The sequence below is a fragment of the Pseudomaricurvus sp. HS19 genome, from assembly GCF_009857815.1.
In the GTDB taxonomy this organism is placed as follows: Bacteria; Pseudomonadota; Gammaproteobacteria; order Pseudomonadales; family Cellvibrionaceae; genus Pseudomaricurvus.
In genome coordinates, this window is sequence record NZ_WVVW01000001.1 from 1053676 (window position 1) to 1070045 (window position 16370).

The following is a 16370-nucleotide window of genomic DNA, read 5'->3' on the forward strand; positions in this document are numbered from 1 at the left end:
GGACCGAGCGCACAATTACACACAACGGATCGTGCCTTTACCGTTATTTTTCAGTAGCTTTACGCTGTTTTTTTCGCAACCCCTGAACGGAAGATTTGCCGTGAGACATTTCATCGCCATCACCGCACTGCTCGCCACTGCCCTGTCATTCACCACCGCTGTACAGGCACAGGAATACCGCTGGGTTTCCGACACTCTCTATGTTCCCATGCGCAGCGGCAAGGGTAACCAATACCGTATCATCGACTCCGCCGTACGTACCGGCACGCGTCTGAAGTTTATCTCCGAAGACAAGGAAGCCGGCTGGGTCGAAGTAGAAAATGCCAAGGGCCAGGTGGGCTTTATTCCCATCCAGTACATCATGGACCGCCCCACCGCCGCGATCCAGCTGGAAGCCACCAGCAAAAAGCTGCAGGACCTGCAGAACAAATACAACGAGCTGAGAAACGAACTGCGCAACACCGACAGTACCCGCGCCGACCTGCACGATCAGCTGCAATCCGTCACAGCAGAGAACCAGAAGCTGACCACCGAACTGGATAATATCCGTCGCGTTTCCGCCGATGCCCTGAGCCTTAACAAGCGTCACCAGCAGCTGATGAAAGATCACCAGATCATGCAAACCGAAATGGATGTTCTCAAGGCGGACAACGAACGACTGCGCAAGGAAGACCGCAACACCTTCTTCCTCTATGGCGCCCTGGCAGTACTTTTGGGCGTAATCATAGCGATCGTCGCTCCACTCCTGCGTCGCCGCAAACGCTTCTCCGAGTGGGCATAAACAGCCATGCGAACTACAGTGAGTATCCTGCAAGCCTGTTGCCGGCAATGGCTGCTGGCAACACTCCTGCTCGGTAGTGTCTTCTGCGCGGTTACCACACAGGCAGAGCAGACCGGTGTGGCCCCGTCCCGGGTGACCCTGGAAACTGACCTGGGCACGGTGGTACTGCAGCTGTATCCCGACAAGGCACCGGCCACCGTTGCCAACTTTTTGCAGTACGCCCGCGACGGTTTCTACGACCTCACCATTTTCCACCGGGTGATTCCCGGCTTTGTGGTACAGGGTGGCGGGATGACCTATGATTTTGTGCGCAAGGAGACCCGCGATCCGGTTGTTAACGAATCGAACAACGGTCTGCTTAACCGTCGTGGCACCGTGGCCATGGCCCGCATGCGCGACCCGGACAGCGCCACCTCGCAGTTTTACGTCAACCTCGGCAATAACAGCAATCTCAACCCTGTCAAAAAGCAGCCGGGTTACACCGTGTTTGGTGAAGTGGTTGAAGGCATGGATGTGATTGACCTGATCAGCATGGAGCCCACCGGCAGGTTCCGCGCCGAGGCTCCGGACACACCGGTACGCATTCTGAAAGTAACCATCGAGTGACAATAGCCTGAATCGAGGAACGGCGACCGGCCCTTCGTGCTCCCATATACATCCAGTCGTCCCACCCTGTGCTATACACACTGAACCAGCAATAAGAGCGCAGCCATGAACCCCACCCGCACCAGCCTCAGCGTCAACCTCAATAAAATTGCCCTGCTGCGCAATTCCCGCGAAGGTAATTACCCGAGTGTGACTGCACACGCGGAGATCTGCCTTGCCGCCGGTGCTGACGGCATCACCGTGCATCCGCGTCCCGACCAGCGCCACATCCGCCCCGGCGATGTTTACGATCTGGCGGCGCTGACCGCATCAATGCCCGTCATCGAGTTCAACATTGAGGGCAACCCTTTTGCCCCGGCGCAGGGCAGCTACCCCGGCTTTATGGAACTGGTGCGACAGACCCGCCCGGATCAGTGCACCCTGGTCCCGGACAGCGACGACCAGCTTACCTCCGACCACGGATTCGACCTCACCCAGAGTGGCGACAAGCTGCGCCCCATTATTGACGAGCTGCATGAACTGGGGTGCCGCGTCAGCCTGTTTATGGACCCGGATCCCGCCCAGATACGCCTTGCCAAAGGCGTCGGCGCAGATCGTGTCGAACTCTATACCGGCCCCTACGCCCTCGCCCATAAAGAGCAGAGCGACAACCTGGACACACTGTTCCGCAGTTACCATGAAGCAACACTGGCCGCCGCAGAGGTGGGGCTGGGTGTAAACGCCGGCCACGATCTCAATCTGGACAACCTGGCACGCTTCCTTGAGATTCCCGGAATCCTCGAAGTCTCTATCGGCCACGCCCTGACCGTCGACGCCATTGCCATGGGCATGGGTGAAGCCGTTAACCGCTACCGCCGCATCTGCCATCACGAGAACCGCTGAACAGGTCGCGCGCCAGCCCCTCCCCCCTGCAACAGGAAAGCACAGGAGCAGAGCATGCCCGTCACCAAAGGTTGCCAGCAGCTGATCGCCGAAGCCCGTGCCCGCATTACCACCCTCACGCTGGAGCAGGCGGCTGCCCGCTTGCAGGATCCGGAGACGGTATTTGTGGATATTCGCGATGTCCGGGAACTGGAGCGCGAAGGCCTGATTCCCTCTGCACTGCACGCCCCCCGCGGTATGCTGGAGTTCTGGGTGGACCCCGACAGCCCCTACTTCAAACCCGTGTTCGCCGAGCCGAAAACCTTTGTCCTCTACTGCCAGTCCGCCTGGCGCTCCAGCCTGGCTACCGCCACCCTGCTGGACATGGGGATGACCAACGTCTGTCATTTCGATGGGGGTTTCAAGGCATGGAAAGCCGCGGGCCTGCCTACAGAGGAGCGGCAGCGCAACTGACCCGCCCTGTGGGCGCCGGTATATTGCCGCTCCCCCAACCTGATTGATCTGCATCCATGTACGCCTATACTGAGTGCGATAGCCTGCAATAAAACCAATCAGGCACGCTAAGGAGAATCCTGCATGCACTCCATTCTGGTAAAGGACTATATGAGCCCCGAACATTACGCCGTTCACGCTGATGTCAGCGTTCGCACAGCGGTGGACGCCATGTTACGGGCGCGGGTACTGGGGGTACCGGTGGTTGATGACCACAAGCGGTTGGTGGGTTATGTCTCCGAGCAGGACTGCATCAAGGAGCTGCTTAATGACGCCATGTACTGTGACGAATCCGCACCGGTGGCGTCCGTCATGCAGACAGCCGTGGTCAGCTTTGACCCCGAGGCCAGCGTGGTGGAAGTCGCCCAGAGCATGCTGCGCCATCACCACAAGAACTACCCGGTGATTCAGGACGGCAAGTTGATCGGCGTTATCAGCCGCTCCATGGTTCTGGCGGCGCTGATGGATCGCAGCAACGCCTGCTTCAAGCATAAGTAAGCCAATCCCGTAACGACCCGGGCCCGGCTCCTGACGGAATCCGGGCCTCAGCTTGCCCTCCTCACGGCAACACACCCGGTTGCAGCACCAGCGGTGGTATACTCGCGCCCCACGCCGGCATTTGCCGTCCTTCCACCACAACTCGCTGCCACCGCATATCGCACCAGCGAGCGACTACCGTGAGAACGCCCGAGCCAATGACCACCCCCGCCACTCTCAGCATCTGCGGCGCCGGTAAACTCGGCCGCACCCTGGCGCGCCTGTGGCAGGAGAGCGGACAGTTTCGTATCGGGCAGGTGTTCTGCAGCAGCCTCACCAGCGCCCGCGACGCCGTCGCGTTTATCGGTGCCGGAGAGCCCTGCGGCGAAGAGACGATGCCTGAGCCTGCAGACCTGTGGCTGATCGCCACTCCTGACGGCGCCATCGCAGAGGCGGCCAGGCGCCTGGGGCCCGCGCTCTGTGCCAGCAGCGTGGTCTTCCACTGCAGCGGCTCGCTGGCCAGCAGCGCCATGGCGCTGCAGGGTTGCCACACAGCCAGCGTGCACCCGGTGCACAGTTTTGCCGATCCGGCACGCTCCATCGGTGCTTTTGCCGGCAGCTACTGCACCGCCGAAGGGGACGTCGAAGCCCTCGAACGTCTGCTGCCCGCCTTCCGAGCCATTGGTGGCGAGCCGCTCACCATCGACAGCCACGCCAAAAGCCTATACCACGCCAGCACCGTCATGGCCTGTAACTATCTTGTGACCCTAATGGACAGCAGCTACCGCTGTCTTGCAGCGGCCGGTATTGATGGCCAGCAGGCGCGTCAGTTACTGGCCCCACTGGCGAGCCAGACGCTGCAGAACTGCCTCGGCGGCGATACAAGCGAAGCGCTGACCGGCCCCATTGCCCGACGTGACCTGGGTACCGTTGCCGCCCACCTGCAGGCCCTCGCCGAGCTCCCGGCGCTGCAGGAGCTCTACCGCGCACTGGGCAGGGAGACACTGACCGTTGCCGGGCGCCAGCCCCATGGCCAGTCACTGCAGCCGTTGGCTTCACTGCTGGGAAGCTCAACCACCCCCCCCGACCACACCGACGACAAGTAAGCCCGAGAGACACATGAGCGACAGCGACAACTACCGCCAGAAAAAGCAGTTCTTCAACCAGATGCTCACCGTCTATGGGCGCAAACCGGTGCTGGAGGCACTGCAGGAACCGTCCGCCCGGCCCTATCGCCTGCACCTAGCAAGCAGCAACAAACCCGGTGGCATCATCGCCGAGATTATGGCGCTGGCAGAGTCAAAGGCGGCGGAGATTGTCTGGCACGACCGCCAGGAGCTGTCACGGATCTCCCGCAACAGCAAGCAGGATCAGGGGGTTGCGCTGGATCTGATTTGCGAAGGCTACCGCCCCTATCAGGAGTTTCTTGGGCAGGAGCCTGCCGCAAGTTACGACATCATCGCCCTCGACCGCATCACCAACCCGCAGAACCTGGGCATGATTATCCGCTCGGTGGCCGCCAGTGGCTGCGCCGGGCTGCTGCTGCCGGAGAAAGGCTGCGCCAAACTGGATGCACTGGTGATCAAGGCCAGCGCCGGTACCCTCTTCCGTGCACCGGTGCTGCGCTGCCAGCAGCTGGAACAGGCACTGGACGATTTTGCCGCGGCCGGCGCCAACATTTACGGCCTCAGCTCCCACGCCAAAACCAGTATCGGCTCCACCGCCGCCGCGGGTCGCAATGTGTTTGTACTGGGCAATGAGACAGACGGCGTGTCGGAGGCCGTAGCCCGACGCTGTAACAAGCTGATCTCCATCCCCATGAGCAATGGGGTGGAGTCACTCAATGTCGCGGTTACGGCGAGCCTGCTGGCGTTTCGCCATCTTCTGCAGAGCTGACGGAGAGAGCGCGCTCCAGGCGCCACATGGGACGCACACCCAGATAGACCACAAACAGCGCCAGGCTCAGTACCCCACCGATGGTAAACAGCGTGAGTGGCCCCCAGGCCTGGGCCACATAGCCGCACACCAGCGCTCCCAGGGGCGCACTGCCAAACAGTGCCAGCTGGTAGATGGAGAGCGCCCTGCCACGATAGGCGTCCGGCACCTGCTGCTGTAACAGGCCCTTGCCGAGACTGGCACTGACGCCAGCCACTACGCCCCAGCCGAACACCAGCATCAGCAATCCACTCTCTTTCGGCTGCGCCGACAACGCCAGCATCAGCAGCCCGGTATAGAGCAGGCAGAAGAGAATCGCCCTGCCCGGCTGGGCCACATGACCGCGGCGAATCAGTCCTACCGAGGCTGCAATTCCGCCGAAGGTAAACAGCAGTTGCAACAGCGAAAACGACAGTGCGTCCTGCTGATAGACGTGGCGCGACAGCAGCGGTATCGCCACCACGAACACACCCATATTCATAAAACCGTTGAAACTCACCAGCACCATCAGGTGCCGCAGCACCGGGTGGCGCCGTACGAAGTCCAATCCCTCGGTCACACTGACCGCCGCTGGGGCCTGCACAGGAACCGGAGCCTCACGTTCACTGTGCCGCAGCAGCAGGACAAACAACAACGCACAGGCCAACAGTGCCACTACCTGTACCGCAAAGATCGGCACCAGCCCCAGATGCCCGCTCTGCCCGGCCAACAGCACACCCAAGGCCTGGGCGACATAGACGCTCAGGCTGATGCGTACCACCGCCCCCTGATAGGGACGTGAGTGCTGATGAAAGCGCGGCAATACACGATCCCGCAGCGGTTGCAGGAAGGCCTGACAGACACCCAGCAACAGCGCGTAGGAGAGCAGACTAAGCAGCGCCAGATGGCCGCTGATGAGAAGGGCCAGCAAAGTTGCGTGGCAGAGTGCCATGGCCCCATAGATCACCGGTAACCAACGCCAGGCGCCGGCACGGTCGGCAAAGGAGCCGCCAAAGAGCATCAGCATCACCGGCAGCAGGCCCGCGGACTGCACCCAACCCACATGACTGGGTTCCAGGTGCAACTCACCCACGGCCAGCCACGGCACCATCACCACCTGGATGCCCATAGCCAGCGCCGCCAGTCCGACGGCAATCAGGTAGCCACTGAATCGATTCAACTGCCTGCCTCTCCGCAAAAAAAGGGCGATTCTACCCCAAGCCGGTACCCCAGTGGCAGCAAAGGGCTGCCGACGCCGGGCCAATAACAAAAAAGCCCGCCGGAAGGCGGGCCTTTGAGTCTCCGATCAGCGCACGAGCCGCGATCAGAATTTGTAACCACTCTCTTCGTGAGAGGTGATATCGAGACCGGCGGTCTCATCCTCTTTGCTGACCCGGATACCGGCGGTCAGTACGCCCGTCAGCTTCAGCAGTGCCCAGCTGATCACCGCGGTATAGACAAAGGTGACCACCACCGCAATCAGCTGCACCTTCAGCTGGGCAGCAATGGAGTAGCCACTGCCCGGCTCTGCACCAAAACCGCTGAACAGCCCCAGATCCGGCGACGCGAACACTGCCACCAGCAGGCTGCCCAGGATACCGCCCACACCATGCACCGGGAAAACGTCGAGAGAGTCATCAATTTTCCACTTGCGCTTGATGGCCTGGGTCATCACAAAACAGATAACGCCGGCGCTGATCCCGATCACCAGCGCACCGGCAGGGCCGACAAAACCGGAGGCCGGGGTAATGGTACCCAGACCGGCCACCATGCCAGTGACAATACCCAGCACGCTGGGCTTGCCGTACTTAACCTGCTCCATCACCACCCAGGCCAGGGATCCGGCTGCGGCCGAAATGTGAGTAACGGTCATGGCCATGGTGGCATCGCCATTGGCGGCCAGCGCGCTGCCGGCATTAAAGCCGAACCAGCCCACCCACAGCATACCGGCACCGGTAACCGTCATGGTCAGGTTGTGCGGCGGCATGGCGGTGGTCGGGAAGCCATTGCGATTGCCAATCACCAGCGCCGCCACCAGTGCTGCGACACCGGCAGTGATATGCACCACGATACCACCGGCAAAATCCATGGCGCCCATCTCGGCCAGCCAACCGCCGCCCCACACCCAGTGACAGACCGGGAAGTAGACCGCCAGCAACCACAGCGCACTGAACACCAGTACCGAGGAAAATTTCATACGCTCGGCAAAGGCGCCCACAATCAGCGCCGGGGTAATAATGGCAAAGGTCATCTGGAACATGAAAAACAGCGACTCGGGTATATCGCCACTCAGGCTTTCCCGGGTCATGCCCGCCATAAAGAGACGACTGAGATCACCAATGAAAGCATTGCCCTCGCCAAAGGAGAGACTGTAGCCAACCAGTAGCCAGATGAGTGATGCCATACAGGCGATGGCAAAACATTGCATCAGCACCGACAACACGTTTTTGGTACGCACCAGACCGCCGTAGAAGAGTGACAGGCCCGGCAATGTCATAAATAACACCAGCGCCGTCGCCGTCAGCATCCACGCTGTATTTGCACTACTGAGTTCGCTCCCTGCGTAGGCAACCGCAGGCGCGACTGACAGTGTCAGAACACCAAGTATCTTTTTCATGATTCTCTCTGCTTGTGTTTCTCTGATCATTTACCGGTACCTTTGCAATTTCTGTTGCACCACAACAAAAACAAAAGGCACCAAAATAATCTTTTTATAATCAGCCAGTTACTTCCTATGCACGATTTTAATGCATCATGAAGACTCGGCATTGTGCACAGCAGGAACATCCTTCTCAAGAGAGTGTGGGGCAGAAATATTGCGTCATGGAAAAAAAGTTTTGTTTTGCACCAGGGCGGTTCAGAAAATTAACCTGCGCACCATTTCGGATCACTACTTTGACCCAAATTGACTGCTTCAGTGACGCCCGCGAGAGCTTGAAATGGCGGCGCCGGACTGCTGCCGCAGCGCCTGGCGCATGCGCTTCAACGCAGCCTCCCAGCGCACGGAAGAGACGGGGGCATCGGCGTAAACCTGCTCGTTGTAGAGAGTAACGAACGCCTCTAATGCCGATGCAATCAACGGGGACTGCTCCCGCCCGGCCACCCGTGCGGCAAACACTGCCGTGCTTTCACCAGGCCTTCTGCGCCAGCCGCGTCGCAACAACAAGCGTTCGAAGCGCTGATGGTAACGCTGCGCCCCACTCAATGGTTGCGGGCGCGACTGCCACCACAACTGCAGGCTGATCAGTGCCAGCAGGAGGCTACCTCCAAACAGCACCAGCAGCACCAGCTTTAACGGACTAACGCCGTTCAGCCAGCGGTTCAACAGCCGGTATTGTGCATCCTGATCAAACCCCATTACCGCACGGTGCCAGTGATAGTTGAGGGAGTCCCACTGCAGCCGCATTTGATCCAGCAGTGGGATATGACGATAGCGCCCCAGCGAGATCACCTCTTCCACCACAGCAGCCTGGGTGTCTCCCAGGCTGCGACGCACACGCTCCGGCGCCACCGCAGCTGTGGGATCAACCCGCACCCAGCCCCTCTCCGGCAGCCACACCTCGGACCAGGCATGGGCGTCGTACTGATGCACTAACCAGTAGCCACCCTGGGCGTTAAACTCTCCACCCAGATAACCCACCACCACGCGTGCCGGGATACCAGCCGCCCGCGCCATAAACACAAAGCTGCTGGCAAAGTGCTCACAGAATCCCTGCCGCGACTGCCACAGAAACTCATCCACCGAATCCTCCCCCAGCAGCGGTGGCTCCAGGGTGTAAATAAAGTCCGAGCGATAGAGAGCCAGCAATCGATCGATATAGGCTTCGTCATTGCCACTCTCCTCCCGCCAGCGCTGTGCGGTTTCACGGGCGCGGGGATTGCCCTGCCCCGGTAACTGCAGCTCGTTGTCGCGGCGCCAGTCAGCCAGTTCAGGCTCCAGCCGGTAGTCGGGATTGCTGGTGACCTGATACTGCAAACGGCTGCTGACTTCGTCGGCGCTAATCAGGCGTCCGTCCCAGGCCAGGCCAATACCTTCCTGCGCTTCATTGCCCGGGATTACCATATCGAGACTGAACAACCAGCGCTGCTGGGTGGGCTCCAGAATCACCGAGTATTGAAAGCTTTCACCCAGGGCCTCGCGGTTCTGCAACCAACCCGGCTCACGCTCGAAACCCCAGTAAACCGCTGGTTGCAACCGCACATCTGGCTTGCGGTTCTGGCTCCAGCTCTGGCCGTCAAAACGGGACAGCACCAACCCCCTCCAGTACAACTGCTCCGGTGCCGGTGAGTCGCCCTGGAACGAGGCGCGGAAGGCGACACCGCCGGAACGGGCCAGCTTGCTGACATCGCCCGGCGACAGGTGATCACTGACCCCGGTCCTGGCTATCTGGGTGGGATTGGGCACACTCCACAGGCTGCCGATACGCGGCATCACCACAAACATCAGTATCATCAGCGGCAGGGCGTGCAGCATCAGCCGTCCCGCCAGTCGCAAGCTGCGGGCGGCGCGGTCACTGCCTGCACGCTGCTGAATCGACAACAAAGCCGTCACCGCCAACAGCACACAACCGATGGCGTAGAGGGAAATCAACAACTCCTGCGCAAACAGGAACTGCACGCCGATAAGGAAGAAATTGAGAAACACCAGCAACAGGGCATCGCGGCGACGCTGCATCTCCAGTTGCTTCAGCAACACCGCACAGATCAGCAGCGACACCATGGGCTCCAGCCCGAGCATGGTGCGGAAGGAGAACAACAAGCCCGCAACACAGCCGCCGGTCAACGCCACCTTCAGCATCCGTCCAGGCATCGGCCAACGGCCGCGAAACTCCTGCAGGCGCCACACCAGCACACCGGTCCAGATCAGCGGCAACCAGAACGGCAATGACCAGTAGAGGGGCAACAGCGCCGCCCCCTGGGCGGCGATCAACCACAACAGGCTGTTGCGCGGCAGCAGAAAACGCTCCGCCGTCATAACAGACTCCCGCCAACCACCGCGGACTGCGGCTGGCAGCGGTAGAGCGCCAGCTGGCGCAGTAAACGCTGGCGATGCTCCACCCCCTGACCCGGTGCCAGCTCCACACCGGGCAGCCGCAAACCGAACACGGTGTTGCTGGCCGACAGTTGCAACACCCAATGGCACAGACGGGACAGGCGCGCCTCCAGGCCTGTGCCGGGCATGGCATCGTAATCCAGCCACACCACTCTCGACTGCTGGCTGCTGTACTCTTTCACATGCAGGCCCTGGCCGCGGGCGTAGTGCTTCCAGGCGATATGACGCAGTGATTCGCCCTGTTGGTAGCCACGAAAGCCGTAGAAGTCCTCAGCCCCCGGATCGGATACCAGCTTGCCCTCCTCGCCAGCGGCGGCCGTTTGCGGCAGCTCCCCGCCAGCCAGAGGGCGCGGGTAGACAAGTATGGGCTGGTCCAGCACGACCCAGCTCCAGCAGCGAATCAGTCCCAGCGGAAAACGGCTCTCCACCCGTAAGCGCGGCGGCTGGTACCAGCCCCGTTGCAGGCCCGGCGTAAACAGCTTCAGGCGTACCGAGGTGGTGTCCAGCAGGTCCACCCAACTCTCGTTACCCTCGCCCAGCGCCAGCCGCAGGGCCTCCTTGCGCCGGCCGGGAGAACAGGAAACCACCAGTTCCAGCTCGCCGTCTTCACCCAGGAAACAAGGCGCACTTCCCACCACCTCGATGTGCAGTCCGGTCATGTTGAAGAAGGTGTGGTGAATGCACACCACAAACAGTGCCGCGAGAAAAAAGGCGAGCGCCAGCACCAGGTTGTTGTCGTAATTGGTACCGGTAAGCCACAACAGCACCACCACCAGCAGGAAGCCGTAGCCGGCCCGGGAAGGCATGATAAACAGGCGGCGGTTATTGAGGGTGTGGCTGCGCGCCGGCTGCAGGCGCGAGGCCAGCCAGCGATCGAAGCGATGTTGGTAGAAACGTCTCAAGCCGGCAAAAATCGACGGTGGGCTGCGGTGGGCTGCAGGGTTCTGACTCATCAAGGATTCCGATACCACCGGCGGCGCGACCAGGGACTGTCCGCACGATCCGGATTTGCTATGATGCGCGGCGGCCGCTGGCCACCCATTACAAGCTGAGCGTTACAACCTACACTTCAAGCCACACACCGGCTGTTACAGGAGCCCGATTATGGCAGTTCACTCCGGCGATCGCGAACACTGGAACCGGATCGCGCTGATCACCGCGCTGGCGGAACGCCACTATGGCAACTATGCACTCTACTGTGACCTGACCGGACAGCAGGAGCTGGCGGAGCAGTGGCGCAAAAACCTTAACAAGGTATGGGAATACCTGGCGGGCCAGCTCAACTCCATGAAGAACCTGGAAAAAGCCCTGCTGAGCATGGACGAGTTGACGCCCGAACCGGACGAGGAGGATGGCTACGGTGTCTATCCCGCCCAGGACGCCTGCCTGCTGCTGACCAGCGCCCTGCAGATGATCCTCGACAACAGCATCGACGATGTGGAGACCGCCTGTGGCCTGTCGCTGCAAACCGTCGCACAGTTTGTCGCCTTCAGTCAGGAGCTGGAGCTGGATGACGCCATGGACAACCCCCAGGTACAGCAGCATCCACTCTACCAACAGGAAGTGGATCTGCAGCAGTACCTGGACGGATTCCTTCAGCAATCCCGGGACCCCTCAGAACTGATCAAGGAGTTGCGGCGGGAACTGCGGGACTATGACTGCAGCAACCTGGGAATCGAATTACCACCCCAGTGACAGCCGGGAACTGCCAGGGCTAATCAGAGATCGGGAAATTCGCTTTTTCCAAACTTCACCTGACCGCCCTGCTCGCGCTCGGCCCGCTCCTCGTCGGTCTCCTCCAGCGACAGGCTGAAACCGGAGCTGAGGCCTGCACTGCCGGACTCCTCTTCAACCTCTTCCTCCACCAGCGTACCACCCTGACGGTCGAGCTTGATGCGCAGGCGCAGGTTGTTGGCGGAGTCGGCATTCTTGATCGCCTCTTCCTCTGTGATGCGCCCCTCCTTGAAGAGTTTGAACAGGGCCGCATCAAAGGTTTGCATGCCGAGGTTTTCCGACTTCTCCATGATCTCCTTGATCTCATGGAAGTCACCACGCTTGACCAGCTCCTCAATGGTCTTGGTACCCAGCAACACCTCCACCGCGGCGCAACGTTTCCCATCCACGGTTTTCACCAGGCGCTGTGACACAAACGCGCGCAGGTTCTGGCCCAGACCCAGCAGCAACTGCGGCCGGCGCTCTTCGGGGAAAAGGTTAACGATACGTTCCAGCGCCTGGTTGGCATTGTTGGCGTGCAGCGTGGAGATCGCCAGGTGACCGGTTTCGGCAAAGGTCAGGGCGTGCTCCATGGTTTCGCGGTCGCGGATCTCACCGATCAGAATTACATCCGGCGCCTGACGCAGGGTGTTGATGAGGGCGTTATGAAAGCTGCGGGTATCCACACCCACCTCGCGCTGGTTCACGATGCACTTCTTGTGCTTGTGCACATACTCCACCGGATCCTCGATGGTGATGATATGGCCACCGCTGGTGCTGTTACGGTGATCAATCAATGCTGCCAGCGAGGTGGATTTACCGGAACCGGTGCCCCCCACAAACAGGATAAGGCCGCGCTTGGCCTCCACCACATCCTTGAGGATCGGTGGCAGTTTGAGGTCTTCAAACTGCGGAATTTCGGTATTGATATTCCGCGCCACAATGGAGACTTCGTTGCGCTGGCGGAAGATATTGATACGGAAGCGCCCCACCCCCGGCAGCGAAATGGCCAGGTTCATCTCCAGGTCCTGCTGGAATTTCTCCCGCTGCTCATCATCCATGATGGCGTGGGCCACCTCGGCAATCTGGCCGGAGCGCAGCGGCTCTTTCCCCAATGGCTTCAGCACCCCCTGAAACTTGCCGCACGGAGGCGCCCCGGTGCTCAAATACAGATCCGAACCGTCGTTTTTTGCCAGGACCTGCAGATACTGCTCAATATTCACTCATTCACCCCAAAACTTGATCAAAAATGCCACCCCTCTGACAGAGGTGGTCACAACCGTTAAGGAATAACCAAATCAGTCCGAAAATGCCAGCCCAATCTGTCAGGTGAAACTGCAGTTCGCTGCGGTTGAAGCGGTGGCGGCATTCCAATAGGCTGACAGCTCACCCCGCAGTCCAAAATCAACAGGATTACACCGGTATGAACTCACTACGGCTGCAGTGGCAGACCGGCCCTGAAAGCAAGCCCCGTAATGAGGGCAAGCCCCGCCTGCAGGTACTCATCAATGATCAGCCGCTCACCGACCTGGTCAGCGACTTCGAAGTCACCCAGGGCTACAGCCACTTCGGCGATGAGTTTTTGCTGCCGGAGGATGTGCAGTGGTATTCACTGGATAGCTGGCAACAGAGCTCGGAACCGGGCAAACGCCGTATCGTCCTGCTGGGCTGCAGCTGTGGCGATGTGGACTGCTCCACCTTCTACGCCGATACCTTCTGCCAGGATGGCTGGATCCACTGGCAGTTCGGCGGCTGGCCGGAGCGCGACTACAGCGCTTTTCCCACTTTCTGGTTTGAGCAGGAGGCCTACAAGCAGCAAGTGGAGATTATTCCGGACTACCTCAACAACATAAGGCCGTAAACATGAACCCGTTGCACAACGCTATTATCAAACGCCAGCACGAACAGCTGGCCAAACTGCTGGCAGCGGGTGCCGACACCAGCGTTCTCACCGCCAACGGTCGTAACGCCCGGGAACTGGCCGAGTTTGTCGGCAACCTGCCGGCGCTGGTGTTACTGGAGGGGGAACAGGTGCTGCTCAACGCGCCTGACAGCGCCTGGGTAGATGCCCTGCGCCGCGGCGATTACCAGCTGGAGGATATCCCCGCTGAGCGCCTGACCGCAGAGCTGTGTGATGAAGTGCTGCTGGCCACGCCACAGAGACTGCAAGAGCTGCCGGCAGACTATCGCCAGCCTGCAATCCTCCGCGAGCGCTGCCGCCGGAACCCCGCCCTGCTCAAGGTGTTACCCGCTGAGTTGCTGGGCAACCCCGAGTTCTATCGTCCACTGCTGCCTGACCTGGCACTGGATAAGTGGCCCCGCCCCTGGCCACAGGAGATGATTGACCATGCTTTGCAACTTGACCCCGGGAGCTACACCGACCTGACAGATAACGACAAAACCGCAGCCCGTTCACTGGACTACATTCGCTTTAACAGTAATGGCCTCTGGCGGGTGCCTGAAGCCCAACGCAATTATGAGCTCTGTCTTGCCGCCATGCAGTCTGGCTATGCACTTGATCAGGTGCCCTCGCACCTGCTGGACGACAGGCTGACCCGGCTGGCGGTGAGCAACCTGCAACGACTGATGGCAAACTACAGCCGCTCTGACCTGCTCACCAGCCGCCTCTCTCTGCCGGCACTCTCCGCCGAGCTGCTGGCCCTGATACCACCCGCTGAGCGGAGCTACGGTATCTGCCTGGCCGCCGCAGCCTGGGACTGCCACGCCTTGCAGTATGTCCCGGAGCAACACAAGACCCTGGAACTGTGCTGTGCGGTACTGAACGACAGGGAGCTGATCGGAATGCAGATTAACGACATCTGCGAGATGATTCCCGAGTCCCTGAGAGACCAGGTACTGGCCCAGGCCAACTTCCAGCACCATATACAACCCGGGGAATTCGAGGATTTGGATTGGGACTAGCCCCCCTCTCCCGCCCCTCCGGACGGTCCAGATGGCCCTTGCCCCACATCCTCCCCCTGATAACCCAGGCAACGACGAACCCTGACCAGCAAAAAAATTGATCCAGAGCATTGACGAACCAGCGGGAAAACGTCTCAATATAGGGGCAAAGTGTGAGCCGTGTCTCACACATCAGACGCCGACCCATAGCTGGATGACAAAGTCAGTCTGCGGCTCCGGTCCAGCGTGAGCGCCCTGACAATCGAAGGCGTAAGCGCCCATTCAACCAAACAGGCCCAAGAGCCTGTACAGACAAAAAAGCCAGGGACGGATCTGATAATCAGCCCCCGGTAAGTAACACCTGAGAGAGCAAGCCAGAACCCGTTCAACGAAAACCGTTAAACCCGAGGCACACTGCTATGATCCGGATTGGTTGGCCACAACGATTCAAGCGTAAACCACCGGTCCCCCTGGCCCGCCAGCCCTCTTCCACTCCCTCCGATACACCTACACACCATTCGCTGACCCGCCATGTAGACGCGGAACTCGCCCGACAACAACAGACCGTATTCAACCGCTCCTATCAGCAACCCCAGGACTCTTACTGCACTGAGCTGGGACTTGCCGCCCTGGAGCAGTGCGCCATCATCCTCGCCCCTCTCAGCGAACAGGAGAGTCTGGGGGATTACACCCGCCGGGTCATGATGGAGCTGAATGCCCTGGAGGAAAACTACGCAGCCTTCGGTTGCGACACCGAAGGCAACGGCCTGGCCGTCGTGCATCACATGAATCTGTTTATACAGGCAAAAGCCAAAGCACTGTCTCCTTCCCAATAGACCGCCGACGCTCAAGCGAAAACGACAGGCATAAAAAAACCGGGCAACAGCCCGGTTTTTTTATGCCTGTCGCGATTATGCAGCCACTCAGCAGTTGCCTTTTTTCGCCTGCCCCGGCGGACAGAAGTGGCCACCCTCATGACGGCGCTCGTAATGTCTGTGGCGATCGTCGTAATAGCGGGAATCATCGCGACGGTAACGCTCGTGACCGCCATCGCGATCGTCTTTGGTGTTAATTGCCGTACCCGCGGCACCGCCAATGGCTCCACCGAGTATAGCCCCATCACGACCACCTACTTCATTACCTACTGCCGCGCCGATAGCACCACCCAGGGCACCACCGATGGCAGCGTCCGCCGTACTGCCGGCAAATGCGTTGGCAGAAGCAACGCCCAAAGCCAAACCTGCAATCAAAAGCTTGATATTCATATCCGGATCTCCCCCGTCTTGTCTCTTGCTGGCACGGAGTATGACCAAACTGCAGGGACTTTTCTCCCGGGCTGTGGGCACCAACGTGCAAATCTGAGAATTCCACCACTCTCTGTCGGCAAAGGATTGAAGCAGATCACAAAGGGAATAATGCGCCAATCACCTAACCGGGTAGCAGGAGGAATAAAGCCGGATTACCCCGGCAAGGAACGAAGGGCAGTCAGTACACGCCAATGCCAGGGGTTAACCGATTTCCCGTAAGGCGGCTATAATCAGTCTGGGCAGT

The 16370-nt window shown here is 60.0% G+C and carries 17 protein-coding genes; 11 read left to right on the top strand and 6 right to left on the bottom strand.

Going from position 1 to position 16370, the window contains the following annotated elements:
• Positions 1-100 precede the first annotated feature (100 nt).
• From GSF27_RS04745 to GSF27_RS04775, 7 genes are all read left to right on the top strand, one after another.
• Positions 101-781, top strand: coding sequence for a TIGR04211 family SH3 domain-containing protein (locus GSF27_RS04745; protein WP_160966210.1), 681 nt, complete (start codon positions 101-103; stop codon positions 779-781).
• Positions 782-787: 6 nt separating this feature from the next.
• The gene (locus GSF27_RS04750; protein ID WP_160966212.1) at positions 788-1387 is read left to right on the top strand and encodes a peptidylprolyl isomerase; all 600 of its coding nucleotides are present in this window, start codon (positions 788-790) and stop codon (positions 1385-1387) included.
• Between the two features lie 105 nt (positions 1388-1492).
• Positions 1493-2269, top strand: a complete 777-nt coding sequence (locus GSF27_RS04755; protein ID WP_160966214.1) for a pyridoxine 5'-phosphate synthase — start codon at positions 1493-1495, stop codon at positions 2267-2269.
• A gap of 54 nt (positions 2270-2323) precedes the next feature.
• Complete coding sequence (locus tag GSF27_RS04760) at positions 2324-2722, top strand: rhodanese-like domain-containing protein (protein ID WP_160966216.1); 399 nt, start codon at positions 2324-2326, stop codon at positions 2720-2722.
• Between the two features lie 123 nt (positions 2723-2845).
• On the top strand, positions 2846-3259 hold the full coding sequence (locus GSF27_RS04765) for a CBS domain-containing protein (RefSeq protein ID WP_160966218.1): 414 nt from the start codon (positions 2846-2848) through the stop codon (positions 3257-3259).
• A gap of 197 nt (positions 3260-3456) precedes the next feature.
• Complete coding sequence (locus tag GSF27_RS04770; protein ID WP_160966220.1) at positions 3457-4344, top strand: Rossmann-like and DUF2520 domain-containing protein; 888 nt, start codon at positions 3457-3459, stop codon at positions 4342-4344.
• A 13-nt stretch (positions 4345-4357) separates the two neighbouring features.
• On the top strand, positions 4358-5134 hold the full coding sequence (locus GSF27_RS04775) for an RNA methyltransferase (RefSeq protein ID WP_160966222.1): 777 nt from the start codon (positions 4358-4360) through the stop codon (positions 5132-5134).
• Here the strand turns inward: GSF27_RS04775 and GSF27_RS04780 are convergent.
• The 4 genes from GSF27_RS04780 to GSF27_RS04795 all read right to left on the bottom strand — a co-directional run bounded on the left by GSF27_RS04780 (position 5091) and on the right by GSF27_RS04795 (position 11158).
• On the bottom strand, positions 5091-6332 hold the full coding sequence (locus GSF27_RS04780; RefSeq protein ID WP_160966224.1) for an MFS transporter: 1242 nt from the start codon (positions 6330-6332) through the stop codon (positions 5091-5093). The genes GSF27_RS04775 and GSF27_RS04780 overlap by 44 nt on opposite strands.
• Before the next feature lie 144 nt (positions 6333-6476).
• On the bottom strand, positions 6477-7769 hold the full coding sequence (locus GSF27_RS04785; RefSeq protein ID WP_160966226.1) for an ammonium transporter: 1293 nt from the start codon (positions 7767-7769) through the stop codon (positions 6477-6479).
• Between the two features lie 297 nt (positions 7770-8066).
• Positions 8067-10127 (bottom strand): DUF3488 and transglutaminase-like domain-containing protein, encoded by a 2061-nt coding sequence (locus GSF27_RS04790; RefSeq protein ID WP_160966228.1) that lies wholly within the window; start codon positions 10125-10127, stop codon positions 8067-8069.
• Positions 10124-11158, bottom strand: coding sequence for a DUF58 domain-containing protein (locus GSF27_RS04795; protein WP_160966230.1), 1035 nt, complete (start codon positions 11156-11158; stop codon positions 10124-10126). The genes GSF27_RS04790 and GSF27_RS04795 overlap by 4 nt, the downstream gene beginning before the upstream one ends.
• 151 nt (positions 11159-11309) lie before the next feature.
• Between GSF27_RS04795 and GSF27_RS04800 the strand changes: the two genes are divergently transcribed.
• On the top strand, positions 11310-11900 hold the full coding sequence (locus GSF27_RS04800) for a DUF416 family protein (protein ID WP_160966232.1): 591 nt from the start codon (positions 11310-11312) through the stop codon (positions 11898-11900).
• Between the two features lie 23 nt (positions 11901-11923).
• On the opposite strand, the gene GSF27_RS04805 is transcribed toward GSF27_RS04800, so the two are convergent.
• Positions 11924-13141, bottom strand: a complete 1218-nt coding sequence (locus tag GSF27_RS04805) for a PilT/PilU family type 4a pilus ATPase (protein ID WP_160966234.1) — start codon at positions 13139-13141, stop codon at positions 11924-11926.
• Positions 13142-13341: 200 nt separating this feature from the next.
• On the opposite strand from GSF27_RS04805, the gene GSF27_RS04810 reads away from it, so the two are divergent.
• The 3 genes from GSF27_RS04810 (at position 13342) to GSF27_RS04820 (ending at position 15655) form a co-directional block, all read left to right on the top strand.
• Complete coding sequence (locus tag GSF27_RS04810) at positions 13342-13779, top strand: hypothetical protein (protein WP_160966236.1); 438 nt, start codon at positions 13342-13344, stop codon at positions 13777-13779.
• A gap of 2 nt (positions 13780-13781) precedes the next feature.
• Complete coding sequence (locus GSF27_RS04815) at positions 13782-14840, top strand: hypothetical protein (RefSeq protein WP_160966238.1); 1059 nt, start codon at positions 13782-13784, stop codon at positions 14838-14840.
• A gap of 398 nt (positions 14841-15238) precedes the next feature.
• Complete coding sequence (locus GSF27_RS04820; RefSeq protein WP_160966240.1) at positions 15239-15655, top strand: hypothetical protein; 417 nt, start codon at positions 15239-15241, stop codon at positions 15653-15655.
• Positions 15656-15742: 87 nt separating this feature from the next.
• Here the strand turns inward: GSF27_RS04820 and GSF27_RS04825 are convergent, their stop codons facing one another.
• Positions 15743-16084: a glycine zipper domain-containing protein gene (locus tag GSF27_RS04825; protein WP_160966242.1), complete on the bottom strand. Its 342-nt coding sequence runs from the start codon at positions 16082-16084 to the stop codon at positions 15743-15745.
• Between the last annotated feature and the right edge of the window lie 286 nt (positions 16085-16370).

Bases quoted from the DNA above. Each gene is read 5' to 3' on its own strand.
- GSF27_RS04750 (WP_160966212.1), top strand. From the start codon at position 788: ATGCGAACTACAGTGAGTATCCTGCAAGCCTGTTGCCGGCAATGGCTG.
- GSF27_RS04755 (WP_160966214.1), top strand. From the start codon at position 1,493: ATGAACCCCACCCGCACCAGCCTCAGCGTCAACCTCAATAAAATTGCC.
- GSF27_RS04760 (WP_160966216.1), top strand. From the start codon at position 2,324: ATGCCCGTCACCAAAGGTTGCCAGCAGCTGATCGCCGAAGCCCGTGCC.
- GSF27_RS04765 (WP_160966218.1), top strand. From the start codon at position 2,846: ATGCACTCCATTCTGGTAAAGGACTATATGAGCCCCGAACATTACGCC.
- GSF27_RS04770 (WP_160966220.1), top strand. From the start codon at position 3,457: ATGACCACCCCCGCCACTCTCAGCATCTGCGGCGCCGGTAAACTCGGC.
- GSF27_RS04775 (WP_160966222.1), top strand. From the start codon at position 4,358: ATGAGCGACAGCGACAACTACCGCCAGAAAAAGCAGTTCTTCAACCAG.
- GSF27_RS04785 (WP_160966226.1), bottom strand. From the start codon at position 7,769: ATGAAAAAGATACTTGGTGTTCTGACACTGTCAGTCGCGCCTGCGGTT.
- GSF27_RS04790 (WP_160966228.1), bottom strand. From the start codon at position 10,127: ATGACGGCGGAGCGTTTTCTGCTGCCGCGCAACAGCCTGTTGTGGTTG.
- GSF27_RS04795 (WP_160966230.1), bottom strand. From the start codon at position 11,158: ATGAGTCAGAACCCTGCAGCCCACCGCAGCCCACCGTCGATTTTTGCC.
- GSF27_RS04800 (WP_160966232.1), top strand. From the start codon at position 11,310: ATGGCAGTTCACTCCGGCGATCGCGAACACTGGAACCGGATCGCGCTG.
- GSF27_RS04810 (WP_160966236.1), top strand. From the start codon at position 13,342: ATGAACTCACTACGGCTGCAGTGGCAGACCGGCCCTGAAAGCAAGCCC.
- GSF27_RS04815 (WP_160966238.1), top strand. From the start codon at position 13,782: ATGAACCCGTTGCACAACGCTATTATCAAACGCCAGCACGAACAGCTG.
- GSF27_RS04820 (WP_160966240.1), top strand. From the start codon at position 15,239: ATGATCCGGATTGGTTGGCCACAACGATTCAAGCGTAAACCACCGGTC.
- GSF27_RS04825 (WP_160966242.1), bottom strand. From the start codon at position 16,084: ATGAATATCAAGCTTTTGATTGCAGGTTTGGCTTTGGGCGTTGCTTCT.